The 17038-nt window shown below is 67.7% G+C and carries 16 protein-coding genes and 1 tRNA gene; 11 read left to right on the top strand and 6 right to left on the bottom strand.

Going from position 1 to position 17038, the window contains the following annotated elements; all coding sequences use genetic code 11:
* Window positions 1-4 precede the first annotated feature (4 nt).
* Window positions 5-757 (bottom strand): FhaA domain-containing protein, encoded by a 753-nt coding sequence (locus ACH34W_RS23025; protein WP_395963035.1) that lies wholly within the window; start codon window positions 755-757, stop codon window positions 5-7.
* Between the two features lie 133 nt (window positions 758-890).
* Here ACH34W_RS23025 and ACH34W_RS23020 point away from each other — a divergent pair.
* Window positions 891-976 (top strand) — tRNA-Leu (locus tag ACH34W_RS23020).
* 587 nt (window positions 977-1563) lie between these two features.
* Window positions 1564-2433 carry an aldo/keto reductase gene (locus ACH34W_RS23015; RefSeq protein ID WP_395963034.1) on the top strand — a complete coding sequence of 290 codons (870 nt, stop codon included), beginning with the start codon at window positions 1564-1566 and terminating at the stop codon, window positions 2431-2433.
* 42 nt (window positions 2434-2475) lie between these two features.
* Here the strand turns inward: ACH34W_RS23015 and ACH34W_RS23010 are convergent, their stop codons facing one another.
* Both ACH34W_RS23010 and ACH34W_RS23005 read right to left on the bottom strand, forming a co-directional pair.
* Entirely contained in the window at window positions 2476-2952 is a 477-nt protein-coding gene (locus ACH34W_RS23010; RefSeq protein WP_395963033.1) for a pyridoxamine 5'-phosphate oxidase family protein, read from the bottom strand.
* Window positions 2953-2962: 10 nt separating this feature from the next.
* On the bottom strand, window positions 2963-4354 hold the full coding sequence (locus ACH34W_RS23005) for an MFS transporter (protein WP_395963031.1): 1392 nt from the start codon (window positions 4352-4354) through the stop codon (window positions 2963-2965).
* Window positions 4355-4496: 142 nt separating this feature from the next.
* Here ACH34W_RS23005 and ACH34W_RS23000 point away from each other — a divergent pair, with 142 nt between their 5' ends.
* The 7 genes from ACH34W_RS23000 to ACH34W_RS22970 all read left to right on the top strand — a co-directional run bounded on the left by ACH34W_RS23000 (window position 4497) and on the right by ACH34W_RS22970 (window position 14191).
* Window positions 4497-5108, top strand: a complete 612-nt coding sequence (locus tag ACH34W_RS23000; protein WP_395963029.1) for a TetR/AcrR family transcriptional regulator — start codon at window positions 4497-4499, stop codon at window positions 5106-5108.
* Between the two features lie 32 nt (window positions 5109-5140).
* Window positions 5141-6193, top strand: a complete 1053-nt coding sequence (locus ACH34W_RS22995; protein ID WP_395963028.1) for a LacI family DNA-binding transcriptional regulator — start codon at window positions 5141-5143, stop codon at window positions 6191-6193.
* Window positions 6194-6448: 255 nt separating this feature from the next.
* Window positions 6449-8608, top strand: a complete 2160-nt coding sequence (locus tag ACH34W_RS22990) for a CBM35 domain-containing protein (protein ID WP_395963027.1) — start codon at window positions 6449-6451, stop codon at window positions 8606-8608.
* 177 nt (window positions 8609-8785) lie between these two features.
* Entirely contained in the window at window positions 8786-10945 is a 2160-nt protein-coding gene (locus ACH34W_RS22985; RefSeq protein ID WP_395963026.1) for a glycoside hydrolase family 36 protein, read from the top strand.
* A gap of 56 nt (window positions 10946-11001) precedes the next feature.
* Window positions 11002-12312 carry an ABC transporter substrate-binding protein gene (locus ACH34W_RS22980; RefSeq protein WP_395963025.1) on the top strand — a complete coding sequence of 437 codons (1311 nt, stop codon included), beginning with the start codon at window positions 11002-11004 and terminating at the stop codon, window positions 12310-12312.
* An 80-nt stretch (window positions 12313-12392) separates the two neighbouring features.
* Window positions 12393-13352 carry a carbohydrate ABC transporter permease gene (locus ACH34W_RS22975; RefSeq protein ID WP_395963024.1) on the top strand — a complete coding sequence of 320 codons (960 nt, stop codon included), beginning with the start codon at window positions 12393-12395 and terminating at the stop codon, window positions 13350-13352.
* Window positions 13349-14191: a carbohydrate ABC transporter permease gene (locus ACH34W_RS22970; RefSeq protein WP_395963023.1), complete on the top strand. Its 843-nt coding sequence runs from the start codon at window positions 13349-13351 to the stop codon at window positions 14189-14191. The genes ACH34W_RS22975 and ACH34W_RS22970 overlap by 4 nt, the downstream gene beginning before the upstream one ends.
* Window positions 14192-14424: 233 nt before the next feature.
* Here the strand turns inward: ACH34W_RS22970 and ACH34W_RS22965 are convergent, their stop codons facing one another.
* Both ACH34W_RS22965 and ACH34W_RS22960 read right to left on the bottom strand, forming a co-directional pair.
* Entirely contained in the window at window positions 14425-14802 is a 378-nt protein-coding gene (locus tag ACH34W_RS22965; RefSeq protein ID WP_395963022.1) for an ATP-binding protein, read from the bottom strand.
* A complete protein-coding gene (locus ACH34W_RS22960; RefSeq protein WP_395963021.1) occupies window positions 14799-15071 on the bottom strand; it encodes a hypothetical protein in 273 nt (90 codons plus the stop codon). The genes ACH34W_RS22965 and ACH34W_RS22960 overlap by 4 nt, the downstream gene beginning before the upstream one ends.
* A gap of 147 nt (window positions 15072-15218) precedes the next feature.
* On the opposite strand from ACH34W_RS22960, the gene ACH34W_RS22955 reads away from it, so the two are divergent.
* Entirely contained in the window at window positions 15219-16082 is an 864-nt protein-coding gene (locus tag ACH34W_RS22955; protein ID WP_395963020.1) for a helix-turn-helix domain-containing protein, read from the top strand.
* Between the two features lie 11 nt (window positions 16083-16093).
* Window positions 16094-16354, top strand: coding sequence for a DUF397 domain-containing protein (locus ACH34W_RS22950; protein ID WP_395963019.1), 261 nt, complete (start codon window positions 16094-16096; stop codon window positions 16352-16354).
* Here ACH34W_RS22950 and ACH34W_RS22945 read toward each other — a convergent pair.
* A complete protein-coding gene (locus ACH34W_RS22945; protein WP_395963017.1) occupies window positions 16323-16712 on the bottom strand; it encodes an ankyrin repeat domain-containing protein in 390 nt (129 codons plus the stop codon). The two genes, ACH34W_RS22950 and ACH34W_RS22945, sit on opposite strands and share 32 nt — an antisense overlap.
* Between the last annotated feature and the right edge of the window lie 326 nt (window positions 16713-17038).

Raw genomic sequence — 17038 nt, 5'->3', positions numbered from 1 at the left:
GGGGTTACTCCCTGTCGCGGCGGAACACAAGGGTCGTCCGGCCCATCGTGACGCGGGAACCATCGACGAGCGTCACCCGCCGGATTGGTTGACCGTTTACGAAAGAGCCATTGGTCGACCCTAGATCCACGAGAACGATTTCGGGACCTTCTACGCGGATCTCGGCATGATGCCGGGATACGCCCGGGTCGACGAGTCGCAGGTCGCAGTCGGTGCCGCGACCCAGCAAGGTCACCGGAGTATTGATGTCATACGTGCGTTGTGTGGCGGGCGTGCCCTCCACGGCCGTGGTGACCAGCAGCCGCGGATTGCCCCCGAACGCACCGGCCGGCCCCCGTGGCACATCGGTCGGCGGCTGGCGGATCTCGCCACCCTCCACCGTCGTACCCCGGATGACGCCCGACCTGATCCGGAACATGCCCGTGGCCAGATCGCCGGCGTTCTCGAATCGGACACGCACCGGCCCCACGAAGGAGTACCCCTGCTCCTTCGCGTACTCGCGGGCCAGATTCGCCAGCTCCTGGCTCAGGCTGTCTGCGTACACCTGTAGCCGCTGGCCGTCCTGCTCCGAGATCTCGACGACGAAGTCGTTCGGCACCAGCGTCCGGCCCTGAGCCACGATCGCAGCACGATCATCCATCTCGCGCTGGACAGCACTGGCCACCTCGACCGGCTGCAGCTCAGACTTGAAGGCCCGGGCGAAGGCTCCTTCGACCATGCCCTCAAGCCTTCGCTCGAAGCGCTGAATGACGCCCACGGGCACCTCCCTTCCCCACTGGTAGACGATCGTATCGGTGCGAAGGTTCGCTCCAAGTATCTGGATACCTAACCACTCCTGGGCCCGTGCTAGCCTTTTCGAGCACGCCCCAAGGGGGCCGGTGCGACACCCCGGGCGGGTGGCGGAACGGCAGACGCGCACGGTTCAGGTCCGTGTGTCCGAAAGGATGTGAGGGTTCAAATCCCTCCTCGCCCACCAACGAGGTAGAGGCGGTGTGCTCGCCGAAAGCGCGAGCCGCTGCCTCTTGTGCTTGCCCAGGGGGGCGACCCCCTGGAACCCCCGATGTGAGGGCTCCGCCCCCACGCCCCCGATGGGGCTCCGCCCCATACCCCGGCGCCTTCCATGGTGCGAGCCTTCCGCAGCACCCTGACGCCTTCCACGGTGCGAGCCTTCCGCAGCGCCCTGATGCCTTCCGGGGTGCGAGCCTTTCGCGGTGTCGAACGCACCCCTCGATGCACGGGCCGCTGGGGTGCGCGGACGTGCGTCGCGGAGGGGTGCGAGAGGACATGTCCTTACTCTCCCTGGCCTGGCGCGCTCTGGCCACCCGTCCTGGCCACGGCTTTACCTCTAGCGGGATGTTATGCACAGATTTAGGCCTTACGGGAGTATCCCCAGGCCGTGATCACGTTCGTGTCCGTCTGTGATCTCTCTGCACTTTGCCCGCGACAGAGATATCCAATCCTTTGTGTGAACGCTGTCACAGACTCGCTCATGGGCGGAATGGGTGGGGTGTGAGCGGGGTTCATCTCGGATGTCTCTAGTGGTTCAAGCTTGAAGGAAATGACATGGGAACGTTCGAGCTGGGCGGCGATCTGCGGGTGAACCGGATCGGGTACGGGGCGATGCGGCTCGCGGCGCCGCCGGAGCCCGGGTTCGATCCGGGGATGGGACACATCTGGCGGGCGCCGGTGGGACGTGAGGCGGCCTCGGCGGTCTTGCGGCGGGCCGTGGAGCTGGGTGTGAATCTGATCGACACGGCCGACTCGTACGGCCTCGGGGAGAACGAGGAGCTGATCGCCGAGGCGCTGCGTCCCTATGCGGACGACTTGGTGATCGCGACGAAGGTCGGCGTGGTGCGGCCGTCGCCGCTGGAGTGGGTGCCGCTGGGCCACCCGGCCTACCTGCGCCAGCAGACCGAGCTGAGCTTGCGCAGGTTGCAGGTGGAACGGATCGATCTGCTGCAGTTGCACAGGATCGACCCGGACGTGCCGCTCGCGGATCAGATCGGGGCCTTGAAGCAGCTGCGGGACGAAGGGAAAGTCCGGCACATCGGACTCTCTGAGGTGTCCGTGCAGCAGTTGCGGGACGCTGCCGAGATCACGCCGATCGCGAGCGTTCAGAACATGTACAACCTGGTCACCCGCCAGCACGAGGACGTTGTGGACTACGCAGCCGAGAACGGCATTGCGTTCATCCCGTTCTTCCCAGTGGCCATGGGCGAGCACGCGGGGGCGGACGGTCCGGTGGCGGTGGTGGCCAAGGAGGTCGGCGCGACCCCCGCGCAGACCGCGCTGGCCTGGTTGCTGCGGCGGTCCCCGACCGTGCTCCCGATCCCTGGCACGACGTCGATCGCGCACTTGGAGGAGAACTTCGCCGCTGGTGGTGTGGAGTTGTCCGATGAGCAGTACGAGCGGCTTTCTGAGCTGGAGGTGTAACCGTTGGGCCGGTGGGAGTTGGCTCCCACCGGCCCCTTTTGGTTAGTTCGGCTGCCAGATCTTGCTGCGGAGGTCCCTGCCTCGGATGACCTGGACGCGCCAGGGTTCCAGGCGCAGAACGTGGAGTTTGGGGTCCGCAGGGCTCGTCCAGAACTGCCCCAGCTCGTATCCGGCACCCTTCGGGCTCGTCCTGCTGTAGAGGTCCCAGACACGTTTCTTGATGTCCAGGTCGTCGACCCATTCGGCGATGGTGTCGACGGCGACCGCGTTCTGCCGCTTGGTCCAGTAGGAGAACGTGGTGTGCGGGTTGTTCGCCAGGTGTGCCTCTTTGACCGGGGTCTTGTACGTGGCGAGCCAGCCGACGGGCTTGCCGTCCACGACCTCCCAGATCGGGATCAGGACGCGGGCGCGCGGGCGGCCCTTCTTGTCGACCGTGGTCATCGTGGCGTAGACGATGTCGCCGATGTAGGCGTCGAACTCGTCCTGGAGTTCGGTGAAGGTCTCCACTTTTGTGGCCATGACGTTCTCCTTAGAGCTGAGCGGGGACGGGCTCGGCCGGGACCACGGGGGTTCTGCGGGCCAGGCCGGTGGCGGTGATGGCGGAGCCGATGACAGCCGCGGCGACGGGCACTATCAGGGCGGTACGGAACCCGTCGAGCCCCGCGCCGGCGGCGACGTTGACGGCGCTGACGGTCGAGATGCCGAGCGCCAGGCCGAACTGGATCGAGGTGTAGAGCAGACCGCCTGCCAATCCGTGCTCCTCCTCCGCGATGCCGTCGGTGGCCGCGATGGTGAGCGGCCCGTACGTGAGCGAGAAGGCCAGGCCGAGCAGCACCATGCTCGGGAGCATGAGGGTGTAGGCCCAGTCGAGACCGGCCGGAAGGAAGAGGGCGTATGCCGCGGTGGAGAGCAGCAGGCCAACGAAGATCACGCGGACGTTCCCGAAGCGGTTGACCAGCTTGGGTGTCAGCGTCGGGGCGAGCACCGTGTCGATTCCGATCACCAGCATGGCCAGGCCCGTCTGGAGCGCCGACCAGCCACGGAGTTCCTGGAGGTAGAGGGTCACCAGGAACTGGAAGCCGGCGAACGAGCCGACGAAGAGCAGCGCGCCGAGGTTGGCTCGCACCAGTGGGCCTGAGCGCAGGATGCCCAGCCGGACCAGCGGCGCGGCCGAGCGTCGTTCGATCATCACGAACGCCGCCAGGAGGATCAGGCCCGTGGCGAACGAGGCGATGGTCACGATGGGCTTCTCGGTGGGGTGCTCCAGCCGGACGACGCCGTACGCCAGCAGCAACATCGAGCCCGTCGCGGTGATCGATCCGGCGATGTCGAAGCGGCCGCGTTCACGTGCGGCGTCGTCCTTGATGAGCGGGATCGCGGCCAGCAGGATCACCGCCGACAGGATGACCGGGGCGAAGAACACCCAGCGCCAGCCGAGAGCGGTCAGCAAGCCTCCGGCGACCAGACCGAGCGAGAACCCGCCTGCCGCCGTCCCTGCGTACACGAGCAGTGCCTTGTTGCGCTTTGGGCCCTCGGGGAAGTTCGAGGTGACCAGGGACAACCCGGCGGGCGCCATGAACGCGGCGGCGACACCGGTCACGAACCGCGCCATGAGCAGCTGCCAGCCCTCGGTCGCGAACCCGCCCAAGCCCGAGAACGCCAGGAAGACCCCGAGCCAGAACAAGAACATCCGGCGGCGTCCCAGCAGGTCGGCAGCCCGGCCGCCCAGCAACATGAAGCCGCCGTAGCCCAGCACGTACGCGCTGACCACCCCGCTGAGCATTCCGGTGGAGAGGCCGAGGTCGGCGCGGATGGCGGGCAACGCCACGTTCAGCATCGCCACGTCGATCCCCTCCAGGAAGATCGCGCCGCACAGGACGAACAACACGCTCCACGCTCGCGCGTCCCATCTATCGGACATGCCGGCTCCTTCATCAGTTCTTTGTGGTAACCGGCAATAGCGTGCTGCGGCCCGGGTGGGTCCGGAAGAACGCACTTTGCGGTGCGCTCGGTTACTCCAGAGGAACCGTCCAGATTTGTATCGACCGCTATACAATGAGGTCATGAGCAGAACGCCCGGCCGCCCCCGGGCCTTCGACCGCGACGCGGCGCTGGAGAAGGCCCTCAGGGAGTTCTGGCGGCACGGCTACGAGGCGACGTCGATCGCGGGGCTGACCGCCGCCATGGGGATCCGGCCGCCGAGCCTGTACGCGGCGTTCGGCGACAAGCGGAAGCTCTTCAACGAGGCCGTCGAGCGCTACCAGCAGACCCACGGCGCGTTCACCACCCGCGCTCTCGCCGAGGAGCCCACGGGCCGCCAGGCCATGGAACGTGTTCTTCGTGAGGCCGCCGTCAACTACTGCGATCCCGAGCACCCGCCCGGCTGCCTGATCATCACCGCCGCGGTCAACCACGGCCCTGAGGCCGAGCAGGTCGAGGAGGTGCTGCGTGGCTACCGCGTCGCCGCCAAGCGTTCGTTCGCCGAACGTATTGAGGGCGACGTCAAGGCGGGCAGGGTTCCTGCGGATACTGACGTTGAAGGCCTCGCCACGTTCTACGCAGCGACCATCCAGGGGATGTCGCGCCAGTCTCAGGACGGCGCGACCGCCGAAGAGCTCAATCGCGTGGCCACCTTCGCCATGCAGGTTTACCCGGCTGAGCTCGGCGCCATTTGACCGGGGGTTTGGCGGGCGCCGACGATGGAGCGGTGACAGGCCCGCAACTGGAGAAACCGCCGTCCCGCAGGCGTCGTGACGCCGGTCCTAGCATTCGTGACGTTGCGGCGATGGCGGGAGTGTCGTACCAGACGGTGTCGCGGGTTCTGAACGACTCGCCGAGGGTGCGGCCCGAGACCCGCCAGCAGGTGCTGGAGGCCATCGGGCGGCTGGGATACCGGCCGAACCGGGCCGCGCGCACTCTCGGCTCGGGCCGGGCGAAGGCCGTGACCGTGGTGACGTCGGACACGATGCTGTACGGCTACGCCTGCACCCTCCAGGGGATCGAGGAGGCGGCCCGGGTGGAGGGACTGGCCGTCGGCGTGCGCGTCATCGATTCTGACGACGTCGCCGATGTGGGAAGGGCCGCCGAGTACGTCAGCGACCCCAGTGCGGGCGGAGTCGTGGTCGTGGCCTTCGACGCAGCCGGTGCCGAGGTGCTGCGGGCGCTTCCATCGGACATTCCCGCCGTGGCCGCGACCGAGGCGGGCGGGCTCCCCGGGACCGGGCGGATCGCCATCTGCCTGGACGAACGGGCGGCCGCGGCCGACGCCACCCGGCATCTGCTGGGGCTGGGGCATGGCACGGTCCATCACCTGGCGATCCCGTCGGAGACCGAGACCAGCGGCCGTGAGGCGGGGTGGCGGGACGCGCTGGGGGAGACCGGGGCCCCCGTTCCGCCGGTGCTCACCGCGGGTTGGGATGCCCGCTCGGCCTATGAGGCGGCCCGGCGCCTGGCGGTCGACCCGTCGGTGACCGCGATCCTTTGCGGGAACGACGACACCGCGCTCGTCGTCCGCCGTGCCATGTACGAGGCGGGCCGGGATGTGCCGGGCGACGTCAGCATCGTGGGTTTCGACGACATGCCGAGCACGGCGTACTGGACCCCGGCGCTCACCACGGTGCGCATGGACTTCGTCGGCCTGGGGCGTGCCTGTCTGGCCTCCGTCGTCGCCGAGGTCACCGGCCTGCCCCAGCCCGCGGTCGATTTGGCCCCGCCGAGCCTGGTGATCCGCGAATCCACGGCGCCCCCACGCAGCCACTGACACCGCGCCTGCGCGGTCGCTGACGCGGTGCCTGCGCGGCCGCTGACATCCCGCCTGCGTACGCCTGGCCTTGTAACAACCTGGTAACGCCCTCTTTCCGGATGCTGTGTGACCGGTCACACTGAGCCGACGATGTGACCGGTCACATCGGCCGCTGGACACCCCTGATGCTGCGGAAACATTCGTTCCCGTGGCCGCACTCAACCTCTCGGCCCTGAGGCCGATGTCCACCCCCGCAAGGAGGTTGCAGCGCCGATGAAACTGAGGAGAACCTGCGCGGCCACGGTCGCCGTGGCCGTCACCGCAGGCGTGCTGTCGGTGACGCCCGGCGTGGCCGCGGCGGCCACGCAGCTGACCGTCGACCTGTCGAAGAGCACGGGCGCCCTGCACTACGGCGCCACCGGATTCCTGTACGGGCTGGGCGACGAGGGCATCCCGAACGAGACCATGCTGGCCGCGCTCAAGCCGCGGGTCACCGCGCAGATGGCGCCGGATGGGCTGCAGCATCCCAATGGGGACGCGCTGAAGATCGCGCCGATGTTCAAGCGGGCCGGCGGGCGCGAGATCCAGGTCTACATGCAGGACGTCTACGCGCAGTGGCCGTACGAGAACCTCGGCATCGACGACTACCTCGCCAAGGTCGACACGATGACCCGGAAGATCGTCGCCGATCCGCACCGCACGTCGTACGTGTACGTGCCGTTCAACGAACCCGACCTCATCTGGTACCGGGACGACGTCACCCGCCTGGCCGACCACTGGAAGCGCGTCCACGACAAGATCAAGTCGATCGATCCCGGCGCGCGGATCGCGGGCCCGAATTTCGCCTCCTATCGCGCGGCCGACATGCGCACCTTCATGACGCGTGCTCGGGACAACGGCGTCCTGCCCGACGTGGTGACCTGGCACGAGCTCAACAATGACTTCTTCACCGACTGGGAGAAGCACCTCGCCGACTACCGCGACATCGAGGCCGACCTGGGCATCGGCAAGCGTCCGATCTCGATCAACGAGTACGCGCGCATCAGCGGCGACCTCGGCGTCCCCGGCAATCTCGTCCAGTACGTCGCCCGCTTCGAGAACAGCAAGGTCGACGGGTGCCTGGCGTACTGGACGACGGCCGGCGGGCTCAACGACCTGGTCACCAGGAACAACCAGGCGACCGGAGCCTGGTGGCTCTACAAGTGGTACGGCGAGCTGACCGGCCGCACGGTGGCCGTCGCGCCGCCCAGCACGAGCAGCTCACTTCAGGGCCTGGCGGCGCTGGACCCGGCCAAGAAACAGGCACGAGTGATCTTCGGCGGCAACAACCCCGCCAGCGGCACGTATGACACCGACCTCGTCGTCAAGGGGCTCGGCACCGCGTCCTACCTGGGCGGGACTGTGCATGCCTCGGTGTGGGGCGTCGACGGCTCGGGCACGGACCCGTCCAAGGGCCCGTACCTGGTGAAGGAGGGGGACTTCACGTCGTCCGGCGGGCAGATCTCCATCCCGCTGACCGGCCTCAAGGGCACCTCGGCCTACCACGTGGTCATCACGCCGGACAAAGACCTGACCGGCGTCGCCTCGTCCTCCCGCTACGAGGCCGAGTACGCGGACCTGGCCGGGACGGCGAAGGTGAAGTACGGCTCCAACACCGGCTACTCGGGCACGTCCTTCAGCGAGGGCTACGGCGGCAGCACCGACGCGAGCACCAGGTTCGTGGTCGGTGTGCCGGACGACGGCTACTACAACGTCGCGCTGCGCTACTCCGCTGGCCCGTACAGCGGCGCCCCGGCGAACCGCTCAATCCGGCTGCGGCTCAACGGCTCGGGCCTCACCGACCTGGCACTGCCGGGCACGGCGAACTGGAACACCTGGAACACGGTCACCACCAAGATGTTCCTGCCTGCGGGCATCAACCGGATCGACGTCAGCGCCTACGCCGCCGACGACCGCGACGCGATCAACGTCGACCACCTCGACGTCGCCGCCACGACCGGCACGATCTCCACCTACGAGGCGGAGTCCGGCGCGAACACCCTGTCCGGCACCGCCGTGGTCGCGTCCAGCTTCGCCGCGTCCGGCGGGCAGTACGTGGGCTGGATCGGCAGGGGCGCCGCCAACACGCTGCGGTTCAACAACGTGACCGTCCCGGCCGCAGGGCGCTACCGGATGGTCGTCGGCTACGCCAACGCGGAAGTCGTCGGGGAGCACCAGTACAACAACAACATCGTCGACCGGGGCGCCGACATCAGCGTCAACGGCGGGCCCGCGAGGCGCTCGTACTTCCGGAACACGCTGAGCTGGTCGACCTTCCGCACCACCGTCGTCGACGTCGATCTGAAGGCCGGCGCCAACACGATCACCTTCGCCAACGGCTCCGGCTTCGTCCCCGACCTCGATCTCATCCGGATCGCCGCGCCCGTCGGCTGACCTGCCGGCGATCGCGCGGTGCTGAAGCCGGTCCGGCTCCGCAGCGACCCTGCGGAGCCGGCCCGGCCCACCGAGTCGCCTCACGGCCGACCCGCCGACCCGCCGCCGACCGGCGACCGGCGACCGGCGACCGGCGACCGGCGACCCAAGTGTCAATGACCCTCAAGGGAGCAACAGTTGATCACATCGCAGACCGCGACCCGGCTGGCATGGGGCCATTCGGCGTTGAGGCTCGTGGTGGACGTGTCCCCGGACGGTCCGGTCTCCGTCGCGTCCCTGTCGGACGGCGAGCCCGACCACCCCGCGCGAGCCGCCCAGCCGCTGGTGGAACTGCTGACTCCCGGCACGGGCCGGGCTCACGTCTCCAACCGCTTCTCCGAGACGGTCGTCGGCCGGCGGCTGGTCTACCAGGGCAGCGAGCAGAACCGGGACGGGAACTGGCATCTGCTGCGCATCGACCTGCTCGACGAGGACACCGGGCTGGGAGCCGAGGTGTTCTTCCGTTCCGCCGACGGGGTCGCCGCCTGCCAGGTCTGGACGCGGGTGACCAACCATGGGCCCGAACCGGTGTTGTTGCTGGCCGTCACCTCCTTCGCCGCCGGATTCGCGGGAGGCCCGGTCGACACCCTCGACGTCGTTCAGGGCGACAGCGAGTGGCTCGGCGAGGGCAGGTGGTCCCGTCGGCGCCTGCGGGATGGGGCGGCCGTCGATCTGAGCCTCCCGCTGCATGGCCAGGATGGACGCGGCGGTCTCGACGTCGTCAGCACCGGTACCTGGTCGACCGGCCGCAAACTGCCGACCGGCGGTCTCGTCGACCGGGACGGCGGCCAGGCCTGGCTGTGGCAGATCGAGCACAACGGCGCCTGGCGGTGGGAGGTCGGCGAGCGGCGGGACGGCGCCTACCTGGCGCTGCTCGGGCCGACCGACCTCGACCACCAGTGGCGGCGGAGACTGGAACCCGGCGGGTCGTTCACCACGGTGCCGGTGTCGGTCGCCGTGTCGTCCGCCGGTCTGGACGGCGCGGCTGCGGCGCTCACCGCCCACCGGCGGGCCATCGTCCGGCCCCACCCGGACCGCGCCGCACTGCCCGTGGTCTTCAACGACTACATGAACACCCTGATGGGCGATCCCACCACCGCGAAGCTCCTGCCCCTGATCGACGCGGCGGCCTCGGTCGGAGCGGAGGTGTTCTGCGTCGACGCGGGCTGGTATGACGACGGAGGCACCTGGTGGGACAGCGTCGGCGAGTGGCAGCCGTCCCAGACCCGGTTTCCGCACGGCATCGAGGAGGTCCTCGCCCACATCCGCCGTCGCGGCATGGTGCCCGGCCTGTGGCTGGAACCCGAGGTGATCGGCGTCCGCAGCCCGATGGCCGACAAGCTCCCGGCCGAGGCGTTCTGGCAGCGCGACGGAGTCCAGGTCGTGGAGCACGGCCGCTACCACCTGGACCTGCGCCATCCCCGCGCGGTCGCGCATCTGGACCAGGTCGTCGACCGGCTGGTCGAGGAGTTGGGCGTCGGGTACTTCAAGCTCGACTACAACGTCAATCCTGGCGCGGGCACCGATCTGCACGCCGACGGCGTCGGCGCGGGACTGCTGGCGCACAACCGCGCGCACCTGGCGTGGCTCGACGGCGTTCTGGACCGGCACCCGGAGCTGATCCTGGAGAACTGCGCGTCCGGCGGCATGCGGATGGACTACGCCCTGTTGTCCCGGATGCAGGTGCAGTCCACGAGCGACCAGCAGGATTTCCTCCGTTACCCGCCGATCGCCGTGGCGGCGCCGATGTCGGTGCTACCCGAGCAGTCCGCCAGCTGGGCCTACCCACAGCCCGAGATGTCGGACGAGGAGTTCGCGTTCGCCGTGTGCACGGGGATGCTCGGCCGCCTCTACCTGTCCGGGCGCCTCGACGCCATGCGGGACGACCAGTTGGACGCCGTGCGCGCCGCCGTCCGCGTCCACCACGAGATCCGCGCGGACCTTGCGACCGCCGGACCGCTATGGCCCCTCGGGCTGCCCCGCTGGGACGACTCCTGGCTCAGCCTCGCGCTGCGCTCGGCCGACGCCACCTATCTAGGAGTGTGGCGGCGTCCGGGGAACGGGGGTGACGCCGTACTGGACCGCGAAACCGTACTGGACCGCGAAACCGTACTGGCCCGCGAAACCGTACTGGCCCTTCCACACCTGGTCGGCCGGCAGATCGAGATCGAGACCCTCTACCCGCGGCACCTCCCGGAATGGACCTGCCGCTGGGACGCCGCGACCGGACTGCTCACCGTCGCCCCCACCGGCACCGAGCCGGTGGCTGCCCGATTCATCCGACTTCGTCCCATCTAGTAGATTTCGCCGACCCGCGTCGCAGGTCGGCCCACCCCCCAAGGAAGGTCAGCGCGATGAGAAGAAGGAAGTTTCTCGCCGCCACTGTGGCGCTCACCCTCGGACTCGCGGCATGCAGCGACCCCTCGGCCAGTACCCCCGCCGGTGACAGCGCGGTCACCTGGCCCGACGCCGGCACCAAGCTCGACGGCGTCAAACTGACCATCTGGGCCGCCCAGAACAGCAACACCGTCCCCAAGAAGGTCATCGCCGACTTCCAGCAGGCGACCGGCGCGACGGTCCAGGTCGTGACCATCCCCGACCCGTACGAGCAGGGCATCCAGACGAAGGTCGCCACCGGTGACAAGCCCGACCTGGCGTTCTGGCAGCCCACCGCGTCGATGCTGACCGCGATCAACGCCCGGGCCAACCTGCAGCCCCTCACCGGCGCCCCGTGGCTGTCCAAGCTCGACCCGAAGCTGCGCGACATGACCGGGCTCCTTGACCAGACCCGCTACGCCGCGCTCGTCACCAGCCCCGCGGTCGAAGGCGTCTACTACAACAAGGAGGTCTTCGCCGCCAACGGGGTCACGGCCACGCCGAAGAACTTCGACGACATGGTCAAGCTGGCGCGCACGCTCAAGGGCAAGGGCGTCACCCCGTTCTACGAGATGGCCGGCGACCGGTGGTCCACCCAGTGGTGGGTCCAGGTGCAGCTCGCCGACGCCGCCAAGGACGGTCTCTGGGAGAAGGTCAACACCAAGAAGGAGACCTTCAGCAGCCCGGTCGTGCTGGACGCGATCAAGAAGTACAAGTCACTGATCGACGAGGGCCTGTTCAACTCCGACATCAAGACCGCGAAGTTCGAGGACCAGGGCAAGGCCCTGCTCGACGGCAAGGCCGCCATGGTCGTCCAGGTCAACTCCTTCTTCGGCCAGCTCCAGGCCAGTGCCGACACCGCCACCCTCGACAAGAAGATCGGGTTCTTCCCGATCTCGCCGTCCGGCAACGTCGGCACCTTCATTCCGGACCAGTCCAACGCCCTGGTCGCGTTCAAGACCGGCGACGCCAAGCGCGAAGCCGCCGCCAGGCAACTGCTGTCGTTCTGGATGGGGACCGGCTACAAGGACTTCATCGCCGACCGCAGCACCGTCTCCCTGCAGCCCGCCGTCCCCAACCCGCCCGGCGTGCCCAAGGCGCTGGTGGACGTGCACGCCTCACTGGCCGGTTCCGTCGGCTCGATGCAGGCCCAGGCGGTCGCCAACCCCGACCTGTACATCAACCTCGCCGACATGATCAACGGCACCATGTCGCCGGAGAAGGTCGCCTCGACCACCCAGAAGCAGTTCGAACAGCTCGCCAAGGCCGCCGGGGCACCCGGCTTCTGACGGCCTACATCCTGCAAAGGACGTGGCGGCGACCGTACAGGTGTCCCGCCGCCACGTCCCCCGCACGAAAGGGAGCTCTCATGGTGATGGCCGAGGACACGGCCGTGCGGCGGGTGTCCGGCCCGCCCCCGTCGCGTACGCCGACGGCAGGCAGGCGCAGCACCACCTCGCGGATCAACCGGCGCACGCACCCGATGTGGTTCATGGCTCCGGCATTCGCCATCCTCCTCGTCTTCTTCTTCCTGCCGACGCTGTTCAACTTCATCTACGCCTTCACCGACTGGTCGGGATTCAAGAGCGAGATACACCCGGTCGGGTTCGACAACTTCGGCGACCTGACCTCCGACGGGACCCTGTTCCGCGCGCTGCGCATCACGGTCTTCTACGCAGTTTTGGTGGCCGTCTTCCAGAACCTCTTCGGCTTCGGCCTGGCGGTCCTGCTGGAGCGCGATAACCGCGTCAACCGGATCCTGCGCACGTTCTTCCTGATCCCGGTCCTGATGTCCGCGCTGGCGGTCGGCTACATCTTCCAGGCCCTGCTCAAACCCGAGGGAAGCGTCAACCAGCTGCTCGGCGCCGTGCTCCAGACCGACGTCGACTACGCCTGGCTCGGTGACACGACCTGGACGCTCGTCGTGGTCGCCGCGATCCACTCCTGGAAGTGGATGGGCCTGTCCATGCTGATCTACCTGGCCGGGCTGAAGACCATCCCGGAGGACATCATCGAGGCGGCCCGGATCGACGGCGCCTCCCGCATGCGGACGTTCTGGACCGTCAAGTGGCCGCTGCTCGCCCCGGCGGTCACGTTCAGCGTGTCGTCCGCGCTGCTGGGGTCCATGAACGGATTCGACATCGTCCAGGCGACCACCGGCGGCGGCCCGGCCCGCACCACCGAGATCCTCAACATCTTCATCTACCGGACCTTCGGGCAGGGACTGTTCGCCCAGGCCACCACGATGAGCCTGATCCTGTTCCTGCTGGTGTCGATCATGGCCTTTCCCGTCATCTATGTGCTTCGCAAGCGGGAGGAGATCCTGTGACCAAACGCAGCATGAGCGACGTGCCGTTCTGGTCCCGGCTACAGCCCTTCGTCGGCACGGCTCTGGCCGTCGTCACCATCGGGGTCCCGTTGTGGCTGGTGCTGGTCACCGCCTCGAAATCCCGCGGCGAGGCGCTCAACCCGGATCTGTCGCTGCCCGGCCATTGGCAGTTGATGGACAATCTCCGCGAGGTCTGGGCCGACGGAGAGGTCGCCGCGGCCTTCTTCGGGAGCCTGCTCATCGTCGTTCCGGTCGTGACCGGCGTTCTGATCGTCGGCTCCATGGCGTCCTGGATCCTCGCCCGCCGTGCCACCCGCCTCAACGCCGTCCTGTACGCGCTGGCCATCAGCGGGATCGTGCTGCCCCCGGCCGTCGTCACCGTCGTCCTGCTCCTGCGCCAGCTGGGCCTGGCCGGCAGCGCGGTGGGCATGATCGGCGTCTACATGGGGATCTACATGTCCACGGTGATCTTCTTCGTCACCGGGTTCGTCCGAACCATCCCCGCCTCCCTGGAGGAGGCCGCCCAGATCGACGGCGCAGGTCCGATCATGGTCTTCTGGCGCGTCGTGCTGCCCATGCTCCGGCCCGTGCTCGCCACCGCGACCATCCTGGTCTGCCTGTACGTGTGGAACGACGTCTTCTACGCCTTCTTCGTCATCGGCGGGCGGATCGACACGCTTCCCCTCAACCTGTTCCGCGTCGCCAGCGCCGGGCTCTACCTCAACAACTGGCACCTCATCTTCTCCTACGTCATCCTGATGAGCCTGCCCCTGATCGTCGTGTTCGCGATCGCCCAACGCAGGATCATCTCCGGCATCACCAGCGGCGCAGTCAAGTGAGCTCCACGCAGCGTCGCCGGAGCGGAACGGACGTCGGTCACCTAGGGCAGTCGTCCGTCTCGTTGGGCTTGAGCTCGCCGGCTGCTCCTTGGGCAGACGCCAACACCTCGTAGCGCGAGCTGCGTTGGTGTTCCGCTTTGATGTGCTCCGCGGCTGCCAGGGCAGCTTCGGTGGGGGTCGGGCAGAACGTCTCGTCGGTGGCCGGGGTCACCGCGAGAGGAGTGTGGCGCTGCCTAGAATTCCACCCACACGGTGGTGCTCTCGGCGCCCCATCGCTGGGAGAGCGCTTCGACCAGCCGTAGGCCCCGGCCGTTCTCGCCGCAGAGTTCGTGCTGGACGGAAGGCTTGGTGTCGGCGCCGCCCTCGTCTATCACGCTGACGCGCAGCCGGTCGCGCCCCCTCGCCACGGTCACCGTCACCCGGCCGCCCAGGCCCGAGGCCGTGTGCTCGCAGGCGTTCGCGACCAGCTCGTCCACACAGAGCTGCATGTCGGCCAACGTCTCGTCCGTGAACGCCAGCTCCGACGAACCTGCCAGCCGTCGTACGAACGCGCGTGCCTCAGGAGCCGACCTGGCGACTCCCGGCAGACTGATCGCCCCCAGCACGTTCATGCAGCGCATCCACTTTGCACGAACGTCGCGATCCGCCGCGCCGCCAGAATCACGTCGTCGCCAGACGCAGACATGCTGGGGCTCCACATGAGGAGCCAGCGCCCGTTGTGCTGGACGGCCAGTACGGAGAGAAGCGCGCCCCCAGGGCGGCGTACATACAGCACCGCTTCGCCTGTACGAGGCAGCGTCACGTACGACCCAATGGACATCCGCCGCAGTTCCCAGGCCAAGCCGGTCAGAAGGCTGAATCTTCTCTCGTCCGGTGTCATCGCTCAAGCATGAAAGCCCTGGTGAAGCCGCACAATCGCCTTCCCAGACATGGGGAATCGCGGACCTCGGGAAGCGCGGAAAGTGGGATTTCCCGATTTTGAACGGATCCCTCGAAAATCTGTGACCGATCGATCACAATGCGTGTCATGGCCAAGCGACCCCCGACCTTCCGCATGCGGCGACTTGGTGCTCAGCTGCGCAAACTGCGCGAGGAGCACGGCCTAGGTCTCGACGAGGCCGCCGACCTCCTCCTGATGTCCAAGTCCGCCCTCCACCGAATTGAGAACGCCCAGGTCACGATCCGCCCACGCGAGGTCAACTACATCCTGATGACCTACGGGGACGTCGAAGCCGATCTTCAGGAATCCTTGTTGGGACTAGCTGCGGCGGGCCGCTCCAAGGATTGGGTCAAGCGCTACGGCGATCTCGCTCAGGCTCCGGTTGTCGGAGACTACGTGCGCCTGGAGCAGGACGCGTCCGCGTTGCTGGCCTACCAACCAAACGTGATCCATGGGTTGTTCCAGACACCCGACTACGCGCGAGCGATCATGTCGTCGTTGAAACGGCTCTACCCCGACCGGGATGTTGATCGATCCGTTGCCTTCCGCATGGCACGGCGAGAGGTGTTGGAAGGCGCCAATCCTGCCCGGATGGAAGCCGTAATCGGTGAGTCGGCCATCCGGCATCAAATCGGCGGTCCGGCAGTGATGCACGAGCAGCTTCATCATCTGCTGGACGTTTCCCGCCGTGGGAACATCGTGTTGAGAATCCTGCCCTTCGAGATCGCGAACCACCCGGGCGCGGACGGTGCGTTCAGCCTGCTGGAGGTTGAGGCGGGCAGCTTCACTGTCTGCGCCGTTCACAGCCTGACGCAGGTCGTCTTCGTGGACGATGAATCGGAGGTGGCGAGCTATAGCGTTGCCTTTGAGGAACTACGTGAGGCGTCGCTCTCCGTCGAAGAGACGCGTGAGCGGATCGCCCAAGTGCTCCACGAACTAGGAACTTGGTGACGGAGAGCAGGATGACCAACTGGCGGAAGAGTAGTTACAGCGGCATGGCTAATGACTCCGACTGTGTGGAGCTGGCAGCGTTGTGGACGAAGAGCAGCCATAGTGGCTCGGCTAACGACACCTCCTGCGTTGAGCTGGCGGGGTTGCCCAGCCGGGTGGTTGGGTTGCGGGACTCTAAGGACCCCGAGGGGCCGAAGCTTTATCTGGATCAGGCTGAGTTCGGGGTTCTGTTGGGTCGGCTTAAGAGCCTCCGTGGTGGCGGAGCAGGTTGAGTAGCTCCTGGTTGCGCATGGGGGTGCGGCCGTAGGCGGTGTAGCCGTCGTTGTTGCGGAGGGTCGGGTCGGCGCCTGCTTGGAGGAGGGCGCGGGCGCAGTCGAGGTGTTCGCCGTTGCAGGCCCAGATCAGAGGGGTTCCTCCGCCTGAATCTCGCACGTTCACGTCCGCGCCGTAGGAGAGCAGTAGGCGGACCATCTCGGCGTTGCCTCGGGTCGCCGCCACGCTCAGCGGCGGCCAGGCGAACGGCGGAGGCCAGCGTGGATCCACGGCGTTGGGATCGGCGCCCTGCTCCAGATGCCACTGAACGGTCCTCGCGTCGTCCGCCTCCAGAGCTTCGAAGAGTGAAGGTGTCACACGGACATTCTGCGGCCGGTTGGATGGTGGCGTTTGTCAGCTGGTGGGCCGACAACGGACCCTTGAGCCGCTTGGGGCGGCATGGGCACGGTTTGGCGGGCGCGGGACGGAACTCCGGCTCTCCGAGCACATTGGCGACGAGGAATGCCGTGCCTGGTACGCGCGGATGGAGCGCGAGGCATGCCGCACTGCTCAAGCACCCGGATGGTGCACGAACGGGTGGCGGAGGAGGACGGACACGCCCATCGGGATCCGCGGTGGTGGGTTGCCCTCCCGCTCGTAGCGAGGCGATCGCTGTGGAGGGTGAAGTGGTGCTGGTGGCCGAG

It is taken from the genome of Actinomadura sp. 6N118, assembly GCF_044326415.1.
Lineage (GTDB): Bacteria > Actinomycetota > Actinomycetes > Streptosporangiales > Streptosporangiaceae > Spirillospora.
Note: the sequence above shows the minus strand (reverse complement) of the source record. Positions and strands in the feature narration are given on the sequence as shown.

What these genes read in the sequence shown, in the direction of transcription:
- ACH34W_RS23015 (WP_395963034.1), top strand. Translation starts at nt 1,564, where the DNA reads ATGGGAACGTTCGAGCTGGGCGGCGATCTGCGGGTGAACCGGATCGGG.
- ACH34W_RS23010 (WP_395963033.1), bottom strand. Translation starts at nt 2,952, where the DNA reads ATGGCCACAAAAGTGGAGACCTTCACCGAACTCCAGGACGAGTTCGAC.
- ACH34W_RS23005 (WP_395963031.1), bottom strand. Translation starts at nt 4,354, where the DNA reads ATGTCCGATAGATGGGACGCGCGAGCGTGGAGCGTGTTGTTCGTCCTG.
- ACH34W_RS23000 (WP_395963029.1), top strand. Translation starts at nt 4,497, where the DNA reads ATGAGCAGAACGCCCGGCCGCCCCCGGGCCTTCGACCGCGACGCGGCG.
- ACH34W_RS22990 (WP_395963027.1), top strand. Translation starts at nt 6,449, where the DNA reads ATGAAACTGAGGAGAACCTGCGCGGCCACGGTCGCCGTGGCCGTCACC.
- ACH34W_RS22980 (WP_395963025.1), top strand. Translation starts at nt 11,002, where the DNA reads ATGAGAAGAAGGAAGTTTCTCGCCGCCACTGTGGCGCTCACCCTCGGA.
- ACH34W_RS22975 (WP_395963024.1), top strand. Translation starts at nt 12,393, where the DNA reads ATGGTGATGGCCGAGGACACGGCCGTGCGGCGGGTGTCCGGCCCGCCC.
- ACH34W_RS22965 (WP_395963022.1), bottom strand. Translation starts at nt 14,802, where the DNA reads ATGAACGTGCTGGGGGCGATCAGTCTGCCGGGAGTCGCCAGGTCGGCT.
- ACH34W_RS22960 (WP_395963021.1), bottom strand. Translation starts at nt 15,071, where the DNA reads ATGACACCGGACGAGAGAAGATTCAGCCTTCTGACCGGCTTGGCCTGG.
- ACH34W_RS22955 (WP_395963020.1), top strand. Translation starts at nt 15,219, where the DNA reads ATGGCCAAGCGACCCCCGACCTTCCGCATGCGGCGACTTGGTGCTCAG.
- ACH34W_RS22950 (WP_395963019.1), top strand. Translation starts at nt 16,094, where the DNA reads ATGACCAACTGGCGGAAGAGTAGTTACAGCGGCATGGCTAATGACTCC.